The organism is Pseudomonas sp. WMBT8, from assembly GCF_050916005.1.
Classification (GTDB): Bacteria; Pseudomonadota; Gammaproteobacteria; order Pseudomonadales; family Pseudomonadaceae; genus Aquipseudomonas.
The window spans coordinates 3,638,478-3,654,530 of record NZ_CP188096.1 but is presented as its reverse complement, the minus strand read 5'-3'; the positions used below and the strand labels follow the sequence as shown (position 1 = coordinate 3,654,530).

Annotated in this window: 17 protein-coding genes; 2 read left to right on the top strand and 15 right to left on the bottom strand. The window is 60.9% G+C overall.

Going from position 1 to position 16,053, the window contains the following annotated elements; all coding sequences use genetic code 11:
• Window positions 1-419: 419 nt before the first annotated feature.
• From ACO77H_RS16775 to ACO77H_RS16765, 3 genes are all read right to left on the bottom strand, one after another.
• On the bottom strand, window positions 420-1,097 hold the full coding sequence (locus tag ACO77H_RS16775) for a GntR family transcriptional regulator (RefSeq protein ID WP_170041073.1): 678 nt from the start codon (window positions 1,095-1,097) through the stop codon (window positions 420-422).
• A gap of 15 nt (window positions 1,098-1,112) precedes the next feature.
• Window positions 1,113-1,814 carry an FCD domain-containing protein gene (locus ACO77H_RS16770; RefSeq protein WP_172311742.1) on the bottom strand — a complete coding sequence of 234 codons (702 nt, stop codon included), beginning with the start codon at window positions 1,812-1,814 and terminating at the stop codon, window positions 1,113-1,115.
• Between the two features lie 152 nt (window positions 1,815-1,966).
• Entirely contained in the window at window positions 1,967-3,292 is a 1,326-nt protein-coding gene (locus ACO77H_RS16765; RefSeq protein ID WP_170057421.1) for a C4-dicarboxylate transporter DctA, read from the bottom strand.
• A 217-nt stretch (window positions 3,293-3,509) separates the two neighbouring features.
• Between ACO77H_RS16765 and ACO77H_RS16760 the strand changes: the two genes are divergently transcribed.
• The gene (locus ACO77H_RS16760) at window positions 3,510-4,139 is read left to right on the top strand and encodes a DNA-3-methyladenine glycosylase I (RefSeq protein WP_169955754.1); all 630 of its coding nucleotides are present in this window, start codon (window positions 3,510-3,512) and stop codon (window positions 4,137-4,139) included.
• Window positions 4,140-4,161: 22 nt separating this feature from the next.
• On the opposite strand, the gene ACO77H_RS16755 is transcribed toward ACO77H_RS16760, so the two are convergent.
• From ACO77H_RS16755 to ACO77H_RS16720, 8 genes are all read right to left on the bottom strand, one after another.
• The gene (locus ACO77H_RS16755) at window positions 4,162-4,575 is read right to left on the bottom strand and encodes a cupin domain-containing protein (RefSeq protein WP_432754313.1); all 414 of its coding nucleotides are present in this window, start codon (window positions 4,573-4,575) and stop codon (window positions 4,162-4,164) included.
• An 84-nt stretch (window positions 4,576-4,659) separates the two neighbouring features.
• Window positions 4,660-6,093: a PLP-dependent aminotransferase family protein gene (locus ACO77H_RS16750; protein ID WP_169955752.1), complete on the bottom strand. Its 1,434-nt coding sequence runs from the start codon at window positions 6,091-6,093 to the stop codon at window positions 4,660-4,662.
• Window positions 6,094-6,165: 72 nt separating this feature from the next.
• On the bottom strand, window positions 6,166-6,933 hold the full coding sequence (locus ACO77H_RS16745; protein ID WP_169955751.1) for an SDR family oxidoreductase: 768 nt from the start codon (window positions 6,931-6,933) through the stop codon (window positions 6,166-6,168).
• Window positions 6,934-6,950: 17 nt separating this feature from the next.
• A complete protein-coding gene (locus ACO77H_RS16740) occupies window positions 6,951-8,018 on the bottom strand; it encodes a phosphotransferase family protein (protein WP_170041078.1) in 1,068 nt (355 codons plus the stop codon).
• 129 nt (window positions 8,019-8,147) lie between these two features.
• On the bottom strand, window positions 8,148-9,101 hold the full coding sequence (locus ACO77H_RS16735; RefSeq protein WP_170041079.1) for a 2-hydroxyacid dehydrogenase: 954 nt from the start codon (window positions 9,099-9,101) through the stop codon (window positions 8,148-8,150).
• Window positions 9,102-9,257: 156 nt separating this feature from the next.
• The gene (locus tag ACO77H_RS16730; protein WP_169955748.1) at window positions 9,258-9,677 is read right to left on the bottom strand and encodes a hypothetical protein; all 420 of its coding nucleotides are present in this window, start codon (window positions 9,675-9,677) and stop codon (window positions 9,258-9,260) included.
• A gap of 54 nt (window positions 9,678-9,731) precedes the next feature.
• Window positions 9,732-10,226 (bottom strand): DUF4822 domain-containing protein, encoded by a 495-nt coding sequence (locus tag ACO77H_RS16725; protein ID WP_169955747.1) that lies wholly within the window; start codon window positions 10,224-10,226, stop codon window positions 9,732-9,734.
• 433 nt (window positions 10,227-10,659) lie between these two features.
• Complete coding sequence (locus ACO77H_RS16720; protein WP_432754312.1) at window positions 10,660-10,854, bottom strand: hypothetical protein; 195 nt, start codon at window positions 10,852-10,854, stop codon at window positions 10,660-10,662.
• Between the two features lie 237 nt (window positions 10,855-11,091).
• Between ACO77H_RS16720 and ACO77H_RS16715 the strand changes: the two genes are divergently transcribed.
• Window positions 11,092-12,369, top strand: coding sequence for an HAAAP family serine/threonine permease (locus tag ACO77H_RS16715; RefSeq protein WP_169955745.1), 1,278 nt, complete (start codon window positions 11,092-11,094; stop codon window positions 12,367-12,369).
• 42 nt (window positions 12,370-12,411) lie between these two features.
• On the opposite strand, the gene ACO77H_RS16710 is transcribed toward ACO77H_RS16715, so the two are convergent.
• From ACO77H_RS16710 to ACO77H_RS16695, 4 genes are all read right to left on the bottom strand, one after another.
• The gene (locus ACO77H_RS16710) at window positions 12,412-12,990 is read right to left on the bottom strand and encodes an acyl-homoserine-lactone synthase (RefSeq protein ID WP_169955744.1); all 579 of its coding nucleotides are present in this window, start codon (window positions 12,988-12,990) and stop codon (window positions 12,412-12,414) included.
• Window positions 12,991-13,018: 28 nt separating this feature from the next.
• Window positions 13,019-13,744 carry an autoinducer binding domain-containing protein gene (locus tag ACO77H_RS16705; protein WP_169955743.1) on the bottom strand — a complete coding sequence of 242 codons (726 nt, stop codon included), beginning with the start codon at window positions 13,742-13,744 and terminating at the stop codon, window positions 13,019-13,021.
• A 118-nt stretch (window positions 13,745-13,862) separates the two neighbouring features.
• Window positions 13,863-15,134 carry a glycosyltransferase gene (locus ACO77H_RS16700; RefSeq protein ID WP_432754311.1) on the bottom strand — a complete coding sequence of 424 codons (1,272 nt, stop codon included), beginning with the start codon at window positions 15,132-15,134 and terminating at the stop codon, window positions 13,863-13,865.
• A gap of 25 nt (window positions 15,135-15,159) precedes the next feature.
• Window positions 15,160-16,053, bottom strand: coding sequence for an alpha/beta fold hydrolase (locus ACO77H_RS16695; RefSeq protein WP_169955741.1), 894 nt, complete (start codon window positions 16,051-16,053; stop codon window positions 15,160-15,162).

Below are 16,053 nucleotides of genomic sequence, written 5' to 3'. Positions count from 1 at the left end.
TCTGTGGTGGAGCCAAAATTCTCTGCCCCAGTGAGATCCCTTGTGGGAGCGGGCTTGCCCGCGATAGCGGCAGGCCCGTCACTGTTGCTGGCGGATGACCCACTGCCTTCGCAGGCAAGCCAGCTCCCACATTTGATCTGTGGCGGGGCCAAAATTCTCTGCCCCAATGAGATCCCCTGTGGGAGCGGGCTTGCCCGCGATAGCGGCAGTCCCGTCACTGTTGCTCGCGGCTGACCCAGCGCCATCGCAGGCAAGCCAGCTCCCACATTTGATCTGTGGAGGGGCCACAATTTTCTGCCTCAGTGAGATCTCTTGTGGGACGGGCTTGCCCGCGATAGCGGCAGTCCAGTCACTGTTGCTGGCGGCTGACCCACCGCCATCGCAGGCAAGCCAGCTCCCACATTTGAATCTCTATGGGCTTACGCGAGTTTTGCTTGCAGATGATCCAGATGCCGGGTCATCAAGCATGCTGCCATATCCGCATCCCGTCGCTCCACCGCTTCGACAATCTCTGCCTGCTCAAGCCAGGCGCCGGTGAACGCCCCTTGCCGGGCAATGACCAGCGAGGTCAACGGCACCAGGCTGTTGAGAAACTGCGCCAATGGCCGGTTGCCCGCAATGGCCGCCAGCAACAGGTGAAACTCGCCGTACAGGCGGATGGCCGGGCCTTGCTGGCCCTGCTCGACGCAGGCCCGCTGGCGGGCCACCAGTTCGCGCAGGCGCCGCACCTGCCCAGGGCTGGCCTGTACGCACGCCAACTGGACCACGGTCACTTCCATCAAGCGCCGCGCCTCAAGCATATGTTGCACCTGCTCGGCATCCGGCGCCGCCACCTGGGCGCGCAGGTTGGGGCGCAGGATGATCACTTGCTGCTCGGCCAGGCGCGCGAGGACCCGGCGCAGCACGCTGCGGCTGACGCCAAATTGCTGGGCCAGACCTTCTTCGGTAAACCGGCTGGTGGGCACGATACGCTGTTCGAGGATGGCATCGAACAGTCGTGGGTAGAGGTCATCCACCGATGGCCGTTTACCGGGCACCAGGCGCATGGCGGGTGGGGCGGTGACAGCAAAAGTGCGTTGCAGGGCGTGAGCGCTCATGGCCAGCCTCCAGAGTCAGTTGCCGAGATGGTCGTCGGGAATATTCAGGGCGGTGCCCATGCGCTGGCCCTCGTTGAGGATATGGCGGCGCATTTCGGCGCTGGCCAGGGCGCTGTTCTTGTTGCGGATCGCGCGCACCACGGCTTCGTTTTCCTGCAGGCGCTCGGCCAGGTGTTCGGGGGAATTGCGCAACACCTGGGCGCTTTGCTTGAGGGCGTTGCTGGTCTGCTGCACCACGTTCTGGAAAATCGGGTTGGAGGTCAGGGCGAACAGCTCCTCATGGAAGGCAATGTAGGCGTTCATCCCGGCTTCACTGTCGTTGGCTTCCAGGGCTTCGCGCATGTCCATCAAGGTCAGGCGCAGTTGGCCGATTTCCTTGCTGGTGATGGACTGGGCCACCAGGCCGACGATAAACGGCTCCAGGGTGTAGCGCAGTTGCAGGATATCGGCGAGGCTGGCGTCGGCCACGGCATCATGGGCGTGTGGCTCGCTGACGCTGGTTTCCAGGACGACCACGCCTTTGCCGGGCATCGAGCGCACCAGGCCGAGGGTTTCCAGGACGATCACCGCTTCACGCAGGCTGGGGCGGCTGATGCCCAGTTGTTCGGCCAGTTCGCGCTGGCCGGGGAGCATTTCGCCACGCCGCCATTGGCCCCGTGCCAGGGCGGCGCGCAGTTTTTCTACGACTGAATTGACGACGGTTGAAGTGCTGATCACGCCGGGCTCCTTATGTTGCAAACACAAACGGTAAAAATGGCGACGATTAACGGTGGGAGCGGGCTTGCTCGCGATAGCAGTGGATCAGTCAGCACATGTAGGGGCTGACACACCGCTATCGCGAGCAAGCCCGCTCCCACATTCGATCTGCGCTAGAACTCCTGGTGCGCCGGCAGTACCGGCTTCTTGGCCTGGAACGCATACCCTTGCTGCCCCTCCAGTACCTTGGTGGCCCGTTGCAGATCAATGTCCTTTTCCCAGCGGGCAATGGCCACGGTCGCGACGCAGTTGCCGATCAGGTTGGTCAGCGCACGGCCAATCCCCATGAACCAATCCACCGCCAACACCAGCACCAGGCCCACCACCGGGATGGCAGGAATAGCCGTCAGGGTGGCCGCCAGAATCACCAGGGCCGAGCCCGGTATGCCGTGGGCGCCCTTGGAGGTGATCAGCGACACCAGCAGGATGGTCAGCAGGTCGGTCATCGACAACGGTGTCCCGGTGGCATTGGCGATAAACACAATGGCCAGGGTCAGGTAGATCGAGAAACCATCGAGGTTGAACGAGTACCCAGTGGGGATCACCAGGCCGACGGTGGAACTGCCAATGCCCAGGTGTTCCAGTTTACGCATGATCTGTGGCAACACCGCATCGGACGACGCGGTGCCCATCACGATCAGCAACTCTTCGCGAAGGTATTTGAGCAGCGGCAGCATACGCAGGCCCGACAGGCGCATCACCGTGCCCAGGATCAGCGCGACAAAGGCCATGCAGGTCAGGTAGAACAGGCCCACCAGGCTGCCCAGGTGCTGCAGCGAATCCAGGCCATAGGTGCTGGTGGTAAAGGCGATGGCGCCGAAAACCCCAATGGGCGCCAGGCGCACGATCATGCCCATGATCCGGAAGATCACATGGCTCAGTTCGTTGATCAGCCGTGAAATGCCCGAAGCCGCTTCGCCCACCAGGTTCAGCGCACTGCCAAACAGCACCGAGAACAACAGCACCTGCAACACGTTGTTGTCGGCGAAGGCCCCGATCACGGAGTTGGGGATCAGGTCCATCAAGAACTGGCTGGTGCCCTTGATATGCTGGCCGCGATCCGCCAATTCATTGAGGCCTGCGGAAGACAGCTGTTCAAGGTGGATATTGGCGCCGCTGCCAATTCCGGTACTGAAGGCCAGGACCAGGCCGAGCACCAGGGCGATGGTGGTGAGGATCTCAAAATAGATCACCGACTTGAGGCCGATGCGCCCGACTTTTTTCAGGTCGCCCGCGCCGGAAATACCGCTGACCACCACGCAGAACACGATCAGGCCGATCAGCATCTTGATCAGCTTGATAAAGCCGTCACCCAGGGGTTTGAGTTGTGAGGAGAATTCGGGAAGGACCAAGCCGCACGCGATGCCGAGCATCAGGCCTATGACGACTTGCAGGAAAATCGAACGCGAGCACCATCTGAGCATGGGAGGGATCTCTATTCGGTGCCCTGGTGGGTCCAGGGCTTAATTGTTGTGGTCTTACCGGTAAGTCCAGTGCGCGGCCAGTCTACGCTCGGTTTTCTGCAAACTACAAGGGGATGAAGGGGTGTTTGTGTACTCCGGTCTTACCAGTTGCTCGGTAACCGTGATGCTTGAGCGGTTGGCGGCCTGGAAAATTTTTCGCTTATCATCCCGGGCTTGGCCGCTGAGGTGATGTATGGATAAGCCGGGACTGACAACCGATGAAGCGGGACTGACCCGCTGTACATGGCGTACGGCCGCCGCCGAATACCCCGATTACCACGATCATGAATGGGGGGTGCCGGTGGCCGAGGATAGGGCGCTGTACGAGAAGATCTGCCTGGAAGGCTTCCAGGCCGGCCTGGCGTGGATCACCATCCTGCGCAAGCGCGAGCATTTTCGGCGGGCCTTCGCCGGTTTTGATTTTCGCCGGGTGGCGCAGTACACCGAGGAGGATGTCCAGCGCCTGATGGCTGATCCTTGCATCGTGCGCAATCGCGCAAAGATCGTCTCGACCATCAACAATGCGCGCCGGGCGTGCGAGCTGGTGGATGAGCACGGCTCGCTGGCGGCGTGGCTGTGGGCGTTTGAACCGACGGCGGCCGAGCGCCCGGCGGTGGTGGACATGGCCTATTGGACGGGCAACCCGACGTCGCCGGCTTCGGTGCGTTTGTCCAAGGCCTTGAAGAAACGCGGCTGGACATTCGTCGGGCCGACGACGATGTATGCGTTTATGCAGGCAATGGGCATGGTCAACGATCACTTGGAGGGCTGCGCCTGTCGGCAACCGATCGAAGACCTGCGGCGTCAGTTCAAGCGTCCCTGAATGGTAGGAGCTGGCAAGCCTCCTACCGTTCAGTTTGCGGTGGCAGGGGCGTCAGCACCTCGGCCTTGTCATCCAGCACCATCACCACCAGCAGCCTGGCCGGCTGGGTCTGGCTGGCATTGCTTGATTCGAAGTGGCGCGAACCGGCCGGTTCGTAGAACGATTGCCCGGCCTTGTAGGTAATGGCCTGTTCATCATTGACGCGCGAGGTGATTTGCCCCTCAAGTACGTAGGCCACTGCCGTGCCAGTATGGCTATGGGGCACGGTGGCCTGGCCCGGCGCGTAATCCACGGTGAGCATGAGGGTTTTCTTGCCGGGTACGTTGCTCAAGGCGTGCTCTTGCAGGACCTTGATCGATTCCTGGTTGTACACCGGCTCGTGGGCAAAGGCGCTAAGCGAAGCCAGCAGGAGGGTGGTGCCGAGCAGTGTTTTCATGGTGCGGGGTTCCCATCGTTTCAGATCCCCTCACCCTACGCCCGGGCGCGCGGCGTACCTATAACCAATCTGCTGGAAAACCCCTCAGCCAATCTGCTGCAGGATATCGCGCACCTTGTCCAGGGACGGGTCGATGTCCAGGGTCTCGATGGCGCCAAAACCGATGATCAGGCCGCTACGCACCGGCGCCTGATGGAAAAACACATCCAGCGGATACAGCCCGACTTCCACCTGCCGCGCCAGTTCGATCAGCAGGGGGATGTTGATCGGCACTTTGCACAGTGCCGCCAGGTGGAACCCGGCCACGCTGGGCACGGCCTCGAACCAGGGTGACAGGTCGCCGGCCAGGCGGCTGAGAATGCGTTCGCGGCGGCTACTGTAGACGGTGTGACAACGCCGGATGTGCTTGAGCAGGTAGCCTTCGCTGATGAACTTGGCCAGGGCCCATTGCGGCAGGGTCGAGCTGTGCTGGTCGCTCAGTTGCTTGGCCTTGAGCACCGCGCCGCGAATGGCCGGGGGCAGCACCGTATAGCCCAGGCGCAGCTCCGGCAGCAGGGTTTTGGAGAAGGTCCCGACGTAGGCGACGATGCCCCGTGTATCCATACTCTGCAGGGCGTCGGTGGGGCGGCCTTCGTAGCGGAACTCACTGTCGTAGTCGTCCTCGATGACAATCGCGCCCAGGGCCAGCGCCCGCGCCAGCAGCGCTTCGCGGCGTGGCTGGCTCATGGGGATGCCCAATGGAAACTGGTGGGACGGGGTGACGTAGATCAGCCGGGTGCCCTCGGGAATCAACTCGACCTGGATCCCCTGCGCGTCCAGCGGCACGCCGGCCACGGTGGCACCCATGGCTTCGAACAGCAGGCGCGCCGGGGTGTAGCCGGGGTCTTCCATGGCGACAATGCTGCCCGGTTCGAGGACCACGCGGGCGATCAGGTCCAATGCCTGCTGCGCACCGTTGCACACCACAATGTCGTCATCCCGGCAGTTGACCCCTCGGGAAAACGCGATGTGCCCGGCAATCGCATTGCGCAAGGCCGGCAAGCCCTCGGGCTGGCCGTAGAAACCACTGTTCTGGGCGATGCGGCGCAAGGCGTCCTGGGTGCAGCGCCGCCATTCGTCCTGGGGGAACAGGCTGCGGGTGGTGGCGCCGCCGATGAACTCGCAGCGCAACGTGCTCTCGCGCGTGGGGTGGCGCATGGGCGAGGGCAGGGCTTGCCACTTGGCGAGGTTGGCGGCGCAGGCCAGGTCGGCCGCACTTTGCAGGCCCTTCGGCCGCAGCGCATGGGCGCTGACGAAGGTGCCACGGCCGATCTTGCCGATCAGCAGGCCTTCGTAGGTCAGGGTGGTGTAGGTGTCGGACACGGTCTTGCGCGAGATCCCCAACTGCTCGGCCAGCAAGCGGCTGGGGGGCAACTGCGCGCCAGCGGCCAGGCGTCCTGACTCAATGGCGTCGCGCAGTTGCTGGTAAAGCTGTTCGGCCAGGTCCTTGCGGCCCTGGATGACGACGTGCAGTTCCATGTTTCATTCCGAGGCGGTCAATCCTGCCAAGGTTACTCGTATGCAAGGGCAACGCCGATCAAAAATGTGGGATCAGGAGAGGAACCCACCGTCCACATTCAGCGAAACGCCGGTGGTGTAGGTTGACGCATCGCTGGCCAAGTACAGCACCGCGCCGGCCATTTCGCTGGGGTCGGCTACGCGCTTTAGGGGGATCTGGGCCAGGGCCATGTTCAGGATCGATTCGTTTTTCACCAGCGCCGAGGCGAACTTGGTATCGGTCAGGCCTGGCAGCAGGGCGTTACAGCGGATGCCGAACGGCGCGCATTCCTTGGCAAACACCTTGGTCATATTGATCACGGCGGCCTTGGTCACCGAGTAGATGCCCTGGAAGTGCCCTGGGGAGATGCCGTTGATCGAGGCCACGTTGATGATGCTGCCGCCGCCGTTCTCGCGCATCAGCTTGCCGGCTTCCACCGACATGAAGAAGTAGCCACGGATGTTCACGTCGACGGTTTTCTGGAACGCGCCGAGGTCCGTGTCCAGCACGTTGCAGAACTGCGGGTTGGTCGCGGCGTTGTTGACCAGGATGTCCAGGCGCCCGAACTGCTGGCGAATGCCGGCAAACACCTCGCTGATCTGCTCCATCTCGCCGATATGGCAGGCGATGGCCGTGGCCTTGCCGCCGGCGGCGATGATCGCATCGGCCACATGCTGGCAGCCGTCGATCTTGCGGCTCGAGACAATCACGTGGGCGCCTTGCTGGGCCAGCAGCTTGGCAATGGCTTCACCGATGCCACGGCTGGCGCCGGAGACAAAAGCGATCTTGCCGTCGAGGTCGAACAGGTTGGTCTTGGACATGGTGGTTCCTTGTCGGGTCAGAGCGTGGATTTGTGGATGACGTTCAGGCTCATCTGCTCCAGCAGCTTGTTCATGTGAATGAACTGCGCGAAGCGTTTGTCCTGGGTCTGGCCATGGAAGAAGCGGTAGTAGATCTGCTGCACGATGCCGGCCAGGCGGAACAGGCCGTAGGTGTAGTAGAAGTCGAAATTGTCGATCTGGATGCCTGAGCGCTCGGCGTAGTAGTCGACAAACTGGCGGCGGGTGAGCATACCGGGAGCGTTGCTCGGTTGGCGGCGCATCAGTTGCACGGGCGCGGGGTCAGCGGCTTCGATCCAGTAGGCGAGGCTGTTGCCCAGGTCCATCAGCGGGTCGCCCAGGGTGGTCAGTTCCCAATCCAGCACGCCGATGATTTGCATCGGGTTGTCGGGGTCGAGGATCACATTGTCGAAGCGATAGTCGTTGTGCACGATGCTTGAGGTGGGGTGGTCGGCGGGCATCTTGTCGTTGAGCCAGGCGCGCACGGCTTCCCATTTCGGGGCGTCGGGGGTCAGGGCTTTCTCGTAGCGATCGCTCCAGCCGCTGATCTGGCGTGCCACGTAACCTTCGGGCTTGCCCAGGTCGGCCAGGCCGCAGGCGTGGTAGTCCACCTGGTGCAGTTCGACGAACTTGTCGATAAAGCTCTTGCACAGGGCTTCGGTGCGTTCTGCGTCCAGGCCCAGCTCCGGCGGCAGGTCCGAGCGCAGGATGATGCCCTTGACCCGCTCCATTACATAGAATTCGGCGCCGATCACCGATTTGTCGGTGCAGTGCACGTAGGCCTTGGGGCAGTAGGGGAAGCCATCCTTGAGCTGGTTGAGAATGCGGAACTCTCGGCCCATGTCGTGGGCTGACTTGGCCTTGTGCCCGAAGGGCGGGCGCCGCAGCACGAATTCCTGTTCGGGGTATTCCAGCAGATAGGTCAGGTTGGAGGCGCCGCCCGGAAACTGGCTGATTCTGGCGCTGCCACTCAGGCCCGGGATATGGGCCTTGAGGTAGGGGTCGATGAGGCTGGCATCCAGTTCTTCGCCGGGGCGAATCTGGGTGGATTGGTCATTGAGCGCCATGCTTATCCCTTCTGCTTATTCTTGAGGCCTTGGACTATTGGCTAATCTAATGCGCACAGCCGACCCGCCACAAGGCGGCGACGGCTTAATAGGCTAGCGTGTTGGACGGCAATCAGCGTGCCTGATCGGTCACTTTTCGGGCGCAGGCAAGGCGACCGGTGTAAGGACCGGGCGCCCGGCGAAGTATTCGAGCAGGTTGTCTGCCACCCGTTGCACGGTGTCGTGGGCCGCTTCAGGCGACAGCCCGGCCACATGCGGGGTGAGTACGGTGTTGCTGAGCCGCTTGAGGGCGTCGGGCACGTTGGGTTCATCATCGAACACGTCCAGCGCTGCCCCGCCGATGCGCCGTTGTTCAAGGGCGCTGATCAGGTCGGCAGTGACGATCACGCTGCCCCGCGCGATGTTCACCACAAAACCGTTGGGCCCCAGGGCATCCAGGGCCTGGCGGTCGATCAGATGGCGGGTGCCAGGGCCGCCGGGGGTGGCGATGACCAGAAAGTCGGAGTTGCGGGCCAGTTCCACCGGCGTGGCGCAGTAGGTGTAGTCCACATCGTTGCGGGGCTGGCGGCTGTGGTAGCTGACCTGCATGTCAAACCCCAGGGCCGCGCGCCGGGCGATTGCCAGGCCCACCGCGCCCAGGCCGAGGATGCCCAATTGCTTGCCGGCGAGGGACGGGCGCATGACCTTGGGCCATTCGCTGCGGCGTACTGCGGCATCGGCCCGGGGAATATCGCGCACCATCGACAGCAGCAGCGCCATGGCGTGGTCCGCCACCGACGGTGCATTCACGCCGGCACCGTTGGTCACCACGATCCCACGATTGCTGGCGGCCTGCAGGTCCACCTGCTCGTAGCCTGCGCCAATCACGCAGATGATTTGCAGCAAGGGCAGGGCGGCGATTTCTTCGGCATGCAAGCCCAGCGGGCCACGGGTCAGCACGGCCTGGATCTGTGCGCCATGGCTCTTGATGGCCTGGCTGCGTTCGGCCGGTGTCGGGGCCAGGATCACATGAAAGCCATTGCTCTCGATGATGGGCAGGTAGTCATTGATGGTTTCAACCAGGACCAGAACAGTGGCGGGCATGGGGCGGCTCTTGTTGTGGGGTTTGAGTCCTGGATTATGCGGCATTTTTTGCAGTGCGAAATGCTTGCGGGTGAAAGATCTTCCCTGGATGCAAGGCTTTGGCGCGGGGATGCCAGCGTCTGCATAGGCTGAAGACGCTGTGCATCGAGTGGGGTATTACTGGGCCTGGCGTACCTTGTTCTGTTCGGCCTGGGCGATTTCCTTGAAATCATAGGTCGGGAAGAACTCGGTCCTGTAGGTCCCCCATGCGGTGTTTTCCAATGCCAGGTTGACCGCTGACAGGCGAGAGGCGGGCAGGCGTAGGACGATGACCTGTCCGATACCCATGGTGATGTTCCAACTGACGACTTCTACGCCCGCCGGTGGAAACACCTTATAGAACTCCTGTTTGGCCAGTTGTGCCCTTAGTTCGCTTAGTGGGCGTGATTGGTCATGTTTTAGAAATACCGTCAGCATGACTGCATTGTCGGGAGTGGCAACAGGTTCTTTGGCTATCGGTTGTGCATTGGCACCGCTCGAAATAAGGGCGGATAACCAAACGGTAGATATCAGTAAGGACTTGAGTTGGGTTTTCATAGGTAGTGTCTTTTTGTTGGTTTTATGGATATTGCGTGGGGTATTAATATGAAGTTAGTGGGAGGTGGACGTTTTGATCGGCCCTTTGTAAGGTGCGTGAACAACATAGATGCGCACGGTTTCATTAGTTTCGAGCATGTCGCGCGGGACTTCCCGAGAGTAGGTGAACTCCTGGTTGTTCAAGACTTCCAGCCGGCGCACCACGCTTCTGATCGGGCCTTTGTCGGGCACCAGGATGTGGTTTTTCTTGTCGCCCGTGACCAGGAAGTAACCGCCGCCGCCATGCTCATACTTTGACAGCCCCGTGTCGGCGTAGAAGAACTCATAACGATTGCGCTCCGGGTCCCACATGGAGATGCCAACCACCCCCGGGTACTTGTCCTTGACGTCTACGTGCGGTGCGCCCTCGATGTAGACCTTGGTGGTCAGCCACTGAGGCGAGGCGGCCAGTGCGCGAATATCGGACGTTGCCCATTGTGCCTGGCTGGTGAGCGGGGTAAGCAGCCCAGCGAGAAACAGGCCTGCAAAAATAGCATTGTATTTACGCATTAAATAACTCCGGGAGGTAATTTGATAAGTTGTTTTTTTGTTGTTGTCTATATTGGGGCGGGGGAAATATAGGGCTGATAGGGAGCGCTATCAATGCCTGGGTATATGTTTGTAACAATTCCATTGGTAATTAAGTTAAAAGATAATTTGAATGTTAAATATGAAGTGGGATAGGTAAGTAGGCCTATTCCTACAAATAGGTCGGCGTAACTTGCAGGTTTTAAGTATGTATAAACTTTGTGTTTGGGTGGCGCTTATAGGGTTCTTGGCTGATTGAGCGCAGTTGCACTGCTCACCCATTCCTCATCGACACCTGTGCATGTTCAAGCGTGTTCTGGGCCGTTGCATCCCAGCCACGGGGCGACGGCGGGGCGGATAGAGGGCGACGAATCTATTGCGCAATAGATCCGTGCTTTGGGCAGGTCGCGAACGTTTAGCCGATTCGAGGTGTGGGGATCAGGGTGTTGCGAGGCTTGGGCGCGGCGGTGTATTCAACGCCACCAAACGAGAAGGTTTGATTCTGGGGTTGCTTGAGCTTTTCCCGTGCCTCGATGTGATCGGCAACGCAAGACGTTACGCTATCGACCAATTGGCCGGCATTGAACAAATTCAGTCCGAATGTAGTCATGCTTGAGTCTCCAGGGTTTGGTAAAGAGCGCTTTTTGAGTGGCCCGCACTGGCGTAACGTTCCGGGTTCAAACAAATTGTCGTCAATCTGATTTATCTGCTACGCACAACCATTCCTCAGCTAAGTCTTTGCTTATTCAAGCGAATCCCGGACAATCGCGCCCCTGTTGCGGTTGTGGCGCTGCCTGTCAGGTTTTTCTGACTCGTCGCGATCGTATGAAAGCGGAGAACCGAGCGGATGAATGATCAGGCCAATAGCGTCGATGAACGCTACGCAACGACACCTGTAACCCTCACGGGCTGGAGCCGCCAGGACACGACCTGGATGCTTGGCCTGTTCGGCACGGCGATTGGTGCCGGTACTTTGTTTTTGCCCATCAACGCAGGTTTGGGCGGCTTCTGGCCGTTGCTGATCCTCGCGTTGCTGGCGTTCCCCATGACCTACTACGCACACCGTGGCTTGACCCGGTTTGTGCTGTCGGGGCGTGCGGGCTCGGACATCACCGAGGTGGTTGAAGAGCATTTCGGCATCAAGGCCGGTGCGCTGATCACCCTGCTGTACTTCTTTGCCATCTTCCCGATCCTGCTGATCTACAGCGTGGCGCTGACCAACACGGTCGGCAGTTTCATGTCGCACCAGTTGCACATCGAGCCACCGCCACGGGCGCTGCTGTCGTTCGTGCTGATCCTGGGCCTGCTGGCCGTGGTGCGTTGCGGCGAGCAGGTGATCGTCAAGGCCATGAGCCTGATGGTCTATCCGTTTATCGTCGCCTTGCTGTTTCTGGCGGTGTACCTGGTGCCGCACTGGAACGGCGGCATTCTCAGCACTGCCAGCACTGTGCCGGCACCGTCAGCGTTGCTGCACACGCTGTGGTTGGCGATTCCGGTGATGGTGTTCTCGTTCAACCACTCGCCGATCATCTCGGCCTTTGCCGTTGACCAAAAGCGCCAGTACGGCGCCCACGCCGAAGAGCGCAGCTCGCAGATCCTGTCCCGCGCGCACCTGTTGATGGTGGCGATGGTGATGTTCTTCGTGTTCAGCTGCGTGCTGACCCTGTCGCCAGGCCAACTGGCCGAGGCCAAGGCGCAGAACCTGTCGATCCTGTCTTACCTGGCCAACCACTTCGATAACCCGACCATCGCCTTTGCTGCGCCGTTGATTGCGTTCGTGGCGATTGCCAAGTCGTTCCTGGGCCACTACATCGGTGCCAGCGAAGGCCTCAAGGGCCTGATCGTGAAGAGCGGCCGTCGTCCGGGCGCCAAGGCCCTGGACCGCATGACCGCAGGCTTCATGCTGGTGGTGTGCTGGATCGTGGCCACGCTCAACCCGAGCATCCTGGGGATGATCGAGACATTGGGTGGGCCGATCATCGCCTCGATCCTGTTCCTGATGCCGATGTACGCGATCCGCAAGGTGCCGGCCATGGCCAAGTACCGCGGGCAGATGTCCAATGTGTTCGTGACCCTGGTCGGCCTGGTAGCCATCTCCTCGCTGATTTACTCGCTGATCCCTTGATGTGACCAGAGCCGGCTACCTCGGCTTTATTCGTACATTCAGCTAGGCAACGGCCGACTGCGCCTGTAACGCGAGTCGGCCGTTTTTCTGCCAGGCAGGAAAACTCAGCGCTACCACATGGTCTTTGTTCACCCGTTGCGGGGAGCCGAGGCGACTCAGCTGCACGCCATTTTTCAGGAAGTAACGCTCCAGCGCCGGCGTGGTCACCGCCACCACCCGGTTGGCGCCTTGGCTCCAGGCATGGTGCAGGCTGTTCCACCAGACGCGCATCGGCAGGCGGCCTTTTTCCAGGGCGCGGGCGGCAAAGCGCGACACTTCCCAGGTGTCACTGCTGCGTGGGCTCGGCTGGTCGCACAGAAAGCCGAAGACTTCCGACAGCAGATAAGGTTGTGTGGTTGGCAGCAGCCGCGCGCAACCGCAGACCTGGCCTTTTGGGTCCAGGGCGAGGATGTGGCGCGTGTCGGCCTGGTCGAACTGGTCGAATTCGCGTTGGGGCAGGGCGTAGGTGGAGTCCAGTTGCCAGCCCAGTTGCTGGATGAACACTTCGTGCCGGTAGCGACCCAGATCGTCCTCAAGGGCTGCAGACAGTTCATGGTGATGGCGGGTGATGATGCTGATCATTGGATGTCCTTATCGTGATCGGCGGGCCCTAGATCAGGCCCAGTGCGGCGGCATAGGCAGCCGCCAGTGTCTTGTTGGCCGCCCCGAATTTCTTCTGGATGGCCTTGAGGTGAAAATTCACCGTGTTGATGGAGATGGTCAGGATCAGCGCGATCTCGCCTGAACTCTTGCCATCGGCGGTCCACTGCAAAATCTCCCGCTCCCGCTGGCTGAGGCAGACCGACTGATGGCAGCGTTCGCTATGGCCAAGGTCTGTCAGGCGCTGTGTCACCTGTTCGAGGATGCAGCGCAGGCGCAATTGAATCTCGTCGCTTTCGGCCTGGGAAATCTGGTCCTGGCGCCGGGCCACCGACAGTACCCGCAGCGAATGATCGTGGCTGCGAATCGGCAGTGTGGCACCGATGCACAAGCCCCAATCCCGGGCTTCCAGCCATAGCTTGCGGCTGTTATCAAACAGTGCGTCGTTCCACAGCACCATCTCGGTGGAACGCAAGCCACTGAGAATCGACGGATCGACCGCCGCGTAGTTTTGCTCCTTGTAATGCTCCAGCCATGTTTCGGGGTAGGAGCCGTAAATCTTGGTTTTAGGGCGGGTAAACGGGGTCAGGTGGCGTACGCCATAGGCGTAGTACTCGAACCCCAGTTGCAACACTTCCCGCTCCAGCAGTGCGAACACTTGTGCCCCTTCCTGTTGCGTGAGCATCTCTATCCGCAAGCGATTCCACCAGCGGATGAGGTCGTTCTCCTTCTCCATGGACAGTCGCCTCGATTCCTGGAACCTTTGGCAATCTAGCCCACGAGATATTTCTGTCAAACTTTTCCGGCGCTGTGCCGACGGCTCTGGCACGGTACTTTTGCCGTGGAGGCCGTGTTTATGACGCTCGGCACAGGCGAGGCAGGGAATGGCGCGCGTGGCACTGCTCAATGGCCATGACCGCTGTTTCACAGGACGCAGCATCCGTGGGCATCAGGTTGCTCGTCCGAAGGCACGCCCCCTGCAACCGGGTGTCATGCAAGAGCGCTGAGATCGCACCTTGCAGGTCATGCCTGTCCAATGGCAGGGCAAGACGTATCCCACACCCCATGCGCACCAGTCGTTCGGCGTTATCGAACTGGTCATGGGCAATCGGCAGGACAATCTGTGGAATGCCGGCCGCCAGGGCCAGGCTCATGGCGCCAATGCCGCCGGGGTGGACCAGGCCGGCGGCGCGGGGCAACAGCGAACTCATCGGCAGAAACGGACACTGCAGCACAGTGGGTGGCAGGTCGTTGAGGAGTGGCCGATCACCGGTCAGAAAAATCCCACGTGCGCCGACCCTGTGCAGCGCTTCCAGGGCGAAGCGGTAAAATTGCTGGTCGAAGTGCTCAGTGGAGCCTTGGGTGAAGACAACGGGGGCCGATCCTGCATCCAGGAAGGCCCGGGTCTGTTCATCGAGCCCCAGGGTGCCACCGTCGAACAGCGGGAAACCGGCCATGTGCAAGGGTTGTGGCCAGTCTTGCTGTACGGGGGCGAACCATTCGGGGAACAGGCAAATCACCCCGTGGGGCGCATGCATCCATTGGCTGAAGATGTTCTTCGCCACGCCTGGCAAACCACGCTTGCGGCGTAACGCATTGATTTGTGGGGCACAGGTTCGGTCCAGGCTCAGGTATTCGATCCCGCGCCAGAGCAATTTGCGCACCGTCAATGGCAAGCGGGGCGACACATTGAACGTGGGGTGTACGGGCGGCAAGTGGGCCGACAGCAGCGTTGAGGGAGACACCTGGACGGAAAGGTAAGGGAAGCCATATTTTTCATGGGCGATTCGAGCGCCCAGGGCCCACAGCGAGCCCACCACCACCGTATCGTCGGTGTTATGGGCGGTTACATAATCGTAGACCGGCTCTAAAAGGCCGGCGATGGCTTGCCACAGCACGGCGAAGGAGGTTTTCGGATCCCACAGCCGAGGATCGCCCATGGCGGCGTTGTAGGTCGCTTCATCGCACAACGGCACGAACGCCAGGCCCCGTGCCTCGATGGTGCGCTGAAACGCCGGCATGCTGCACAGCGTCACCTGGTGGCCGCGCAGGGTCAGGGCTGCGCCCAGGCCGATGAAGGGAAAAACGTCACCGGCCGATCCGATGGCAATCATGATTACTCGCATCATCTACATCCTTGCTCAAAAGTGTTCAGGCGAAGCTCAACTGCGCTTGCTGAGGGGGCGGCATGCAGAACGCCTCTGGCCGGGCGTCATGCTGCGTCAGTAGATGGCCGAGCAGCGCGCGGTGCACGCCGTTGGCCGCGGCCCTGGACTCCAGATCGAGAAAATGCCCGCTGCACTCGGCCGTGGAGAAGCTGCAGTCGCGGATGTACTGTTTGAAGCGCTGCACGTCCATGGCGCTGGTGTACTCGTCCCAGGCACCGTTCAAGAAGTGCACATGGCTGTCGATGTTCGACAACTGCGGCAGGTAAGCCCCTTCATTGAGCTTGAGGGCCTGGTCGATATGGAATCGCGCTTGATGTTGTTCGGCGTTGATCAACTGCGCCATGTGCTGTTGATTGGCGGTCTTGAGCCGGGGCGGCAGGTGCTTGCCCAGCGTCTGGTTGAGCAAGTGGCCGATACCTGCATTGTCATCCCGGGCCATGAGGGCCTGGGCACCGCTGACGTAGTCGAGCATCGGGCCGTTGAGTCCAGGGGCAAATGACATCACCACCGAGCTTTCGATGTTGTCCGGCTTTTGTGCGAGGGCCAGCAGGGTCGACAGGCCGCCCCAGGAGGCGGAGACCAGATGGTGAATGTTGAAGCCTTCGATCAGCGCCAGCAGGATCTGTACTTCGTCGTCCTTGGTCACCAGGCAGCGGCTCGGGTTGTGAGCCCGGGAGTTTCCGGCGAACGGTAAGTCGAACAGCACCACGTTGAAGTGTTCGGCCAGGCATTTGCTGGTGCGGGCAAAGGCCGATGTGGTGGCCATGGCGCCATTGACCAGCAGTACGTTCTTTTTATCGGGGGCATCGCCGATTTGTTCCACCGACACCGCATAGTCCTTGAAGACGTTCTTGATCACGTATTGGTTGCGCCACAT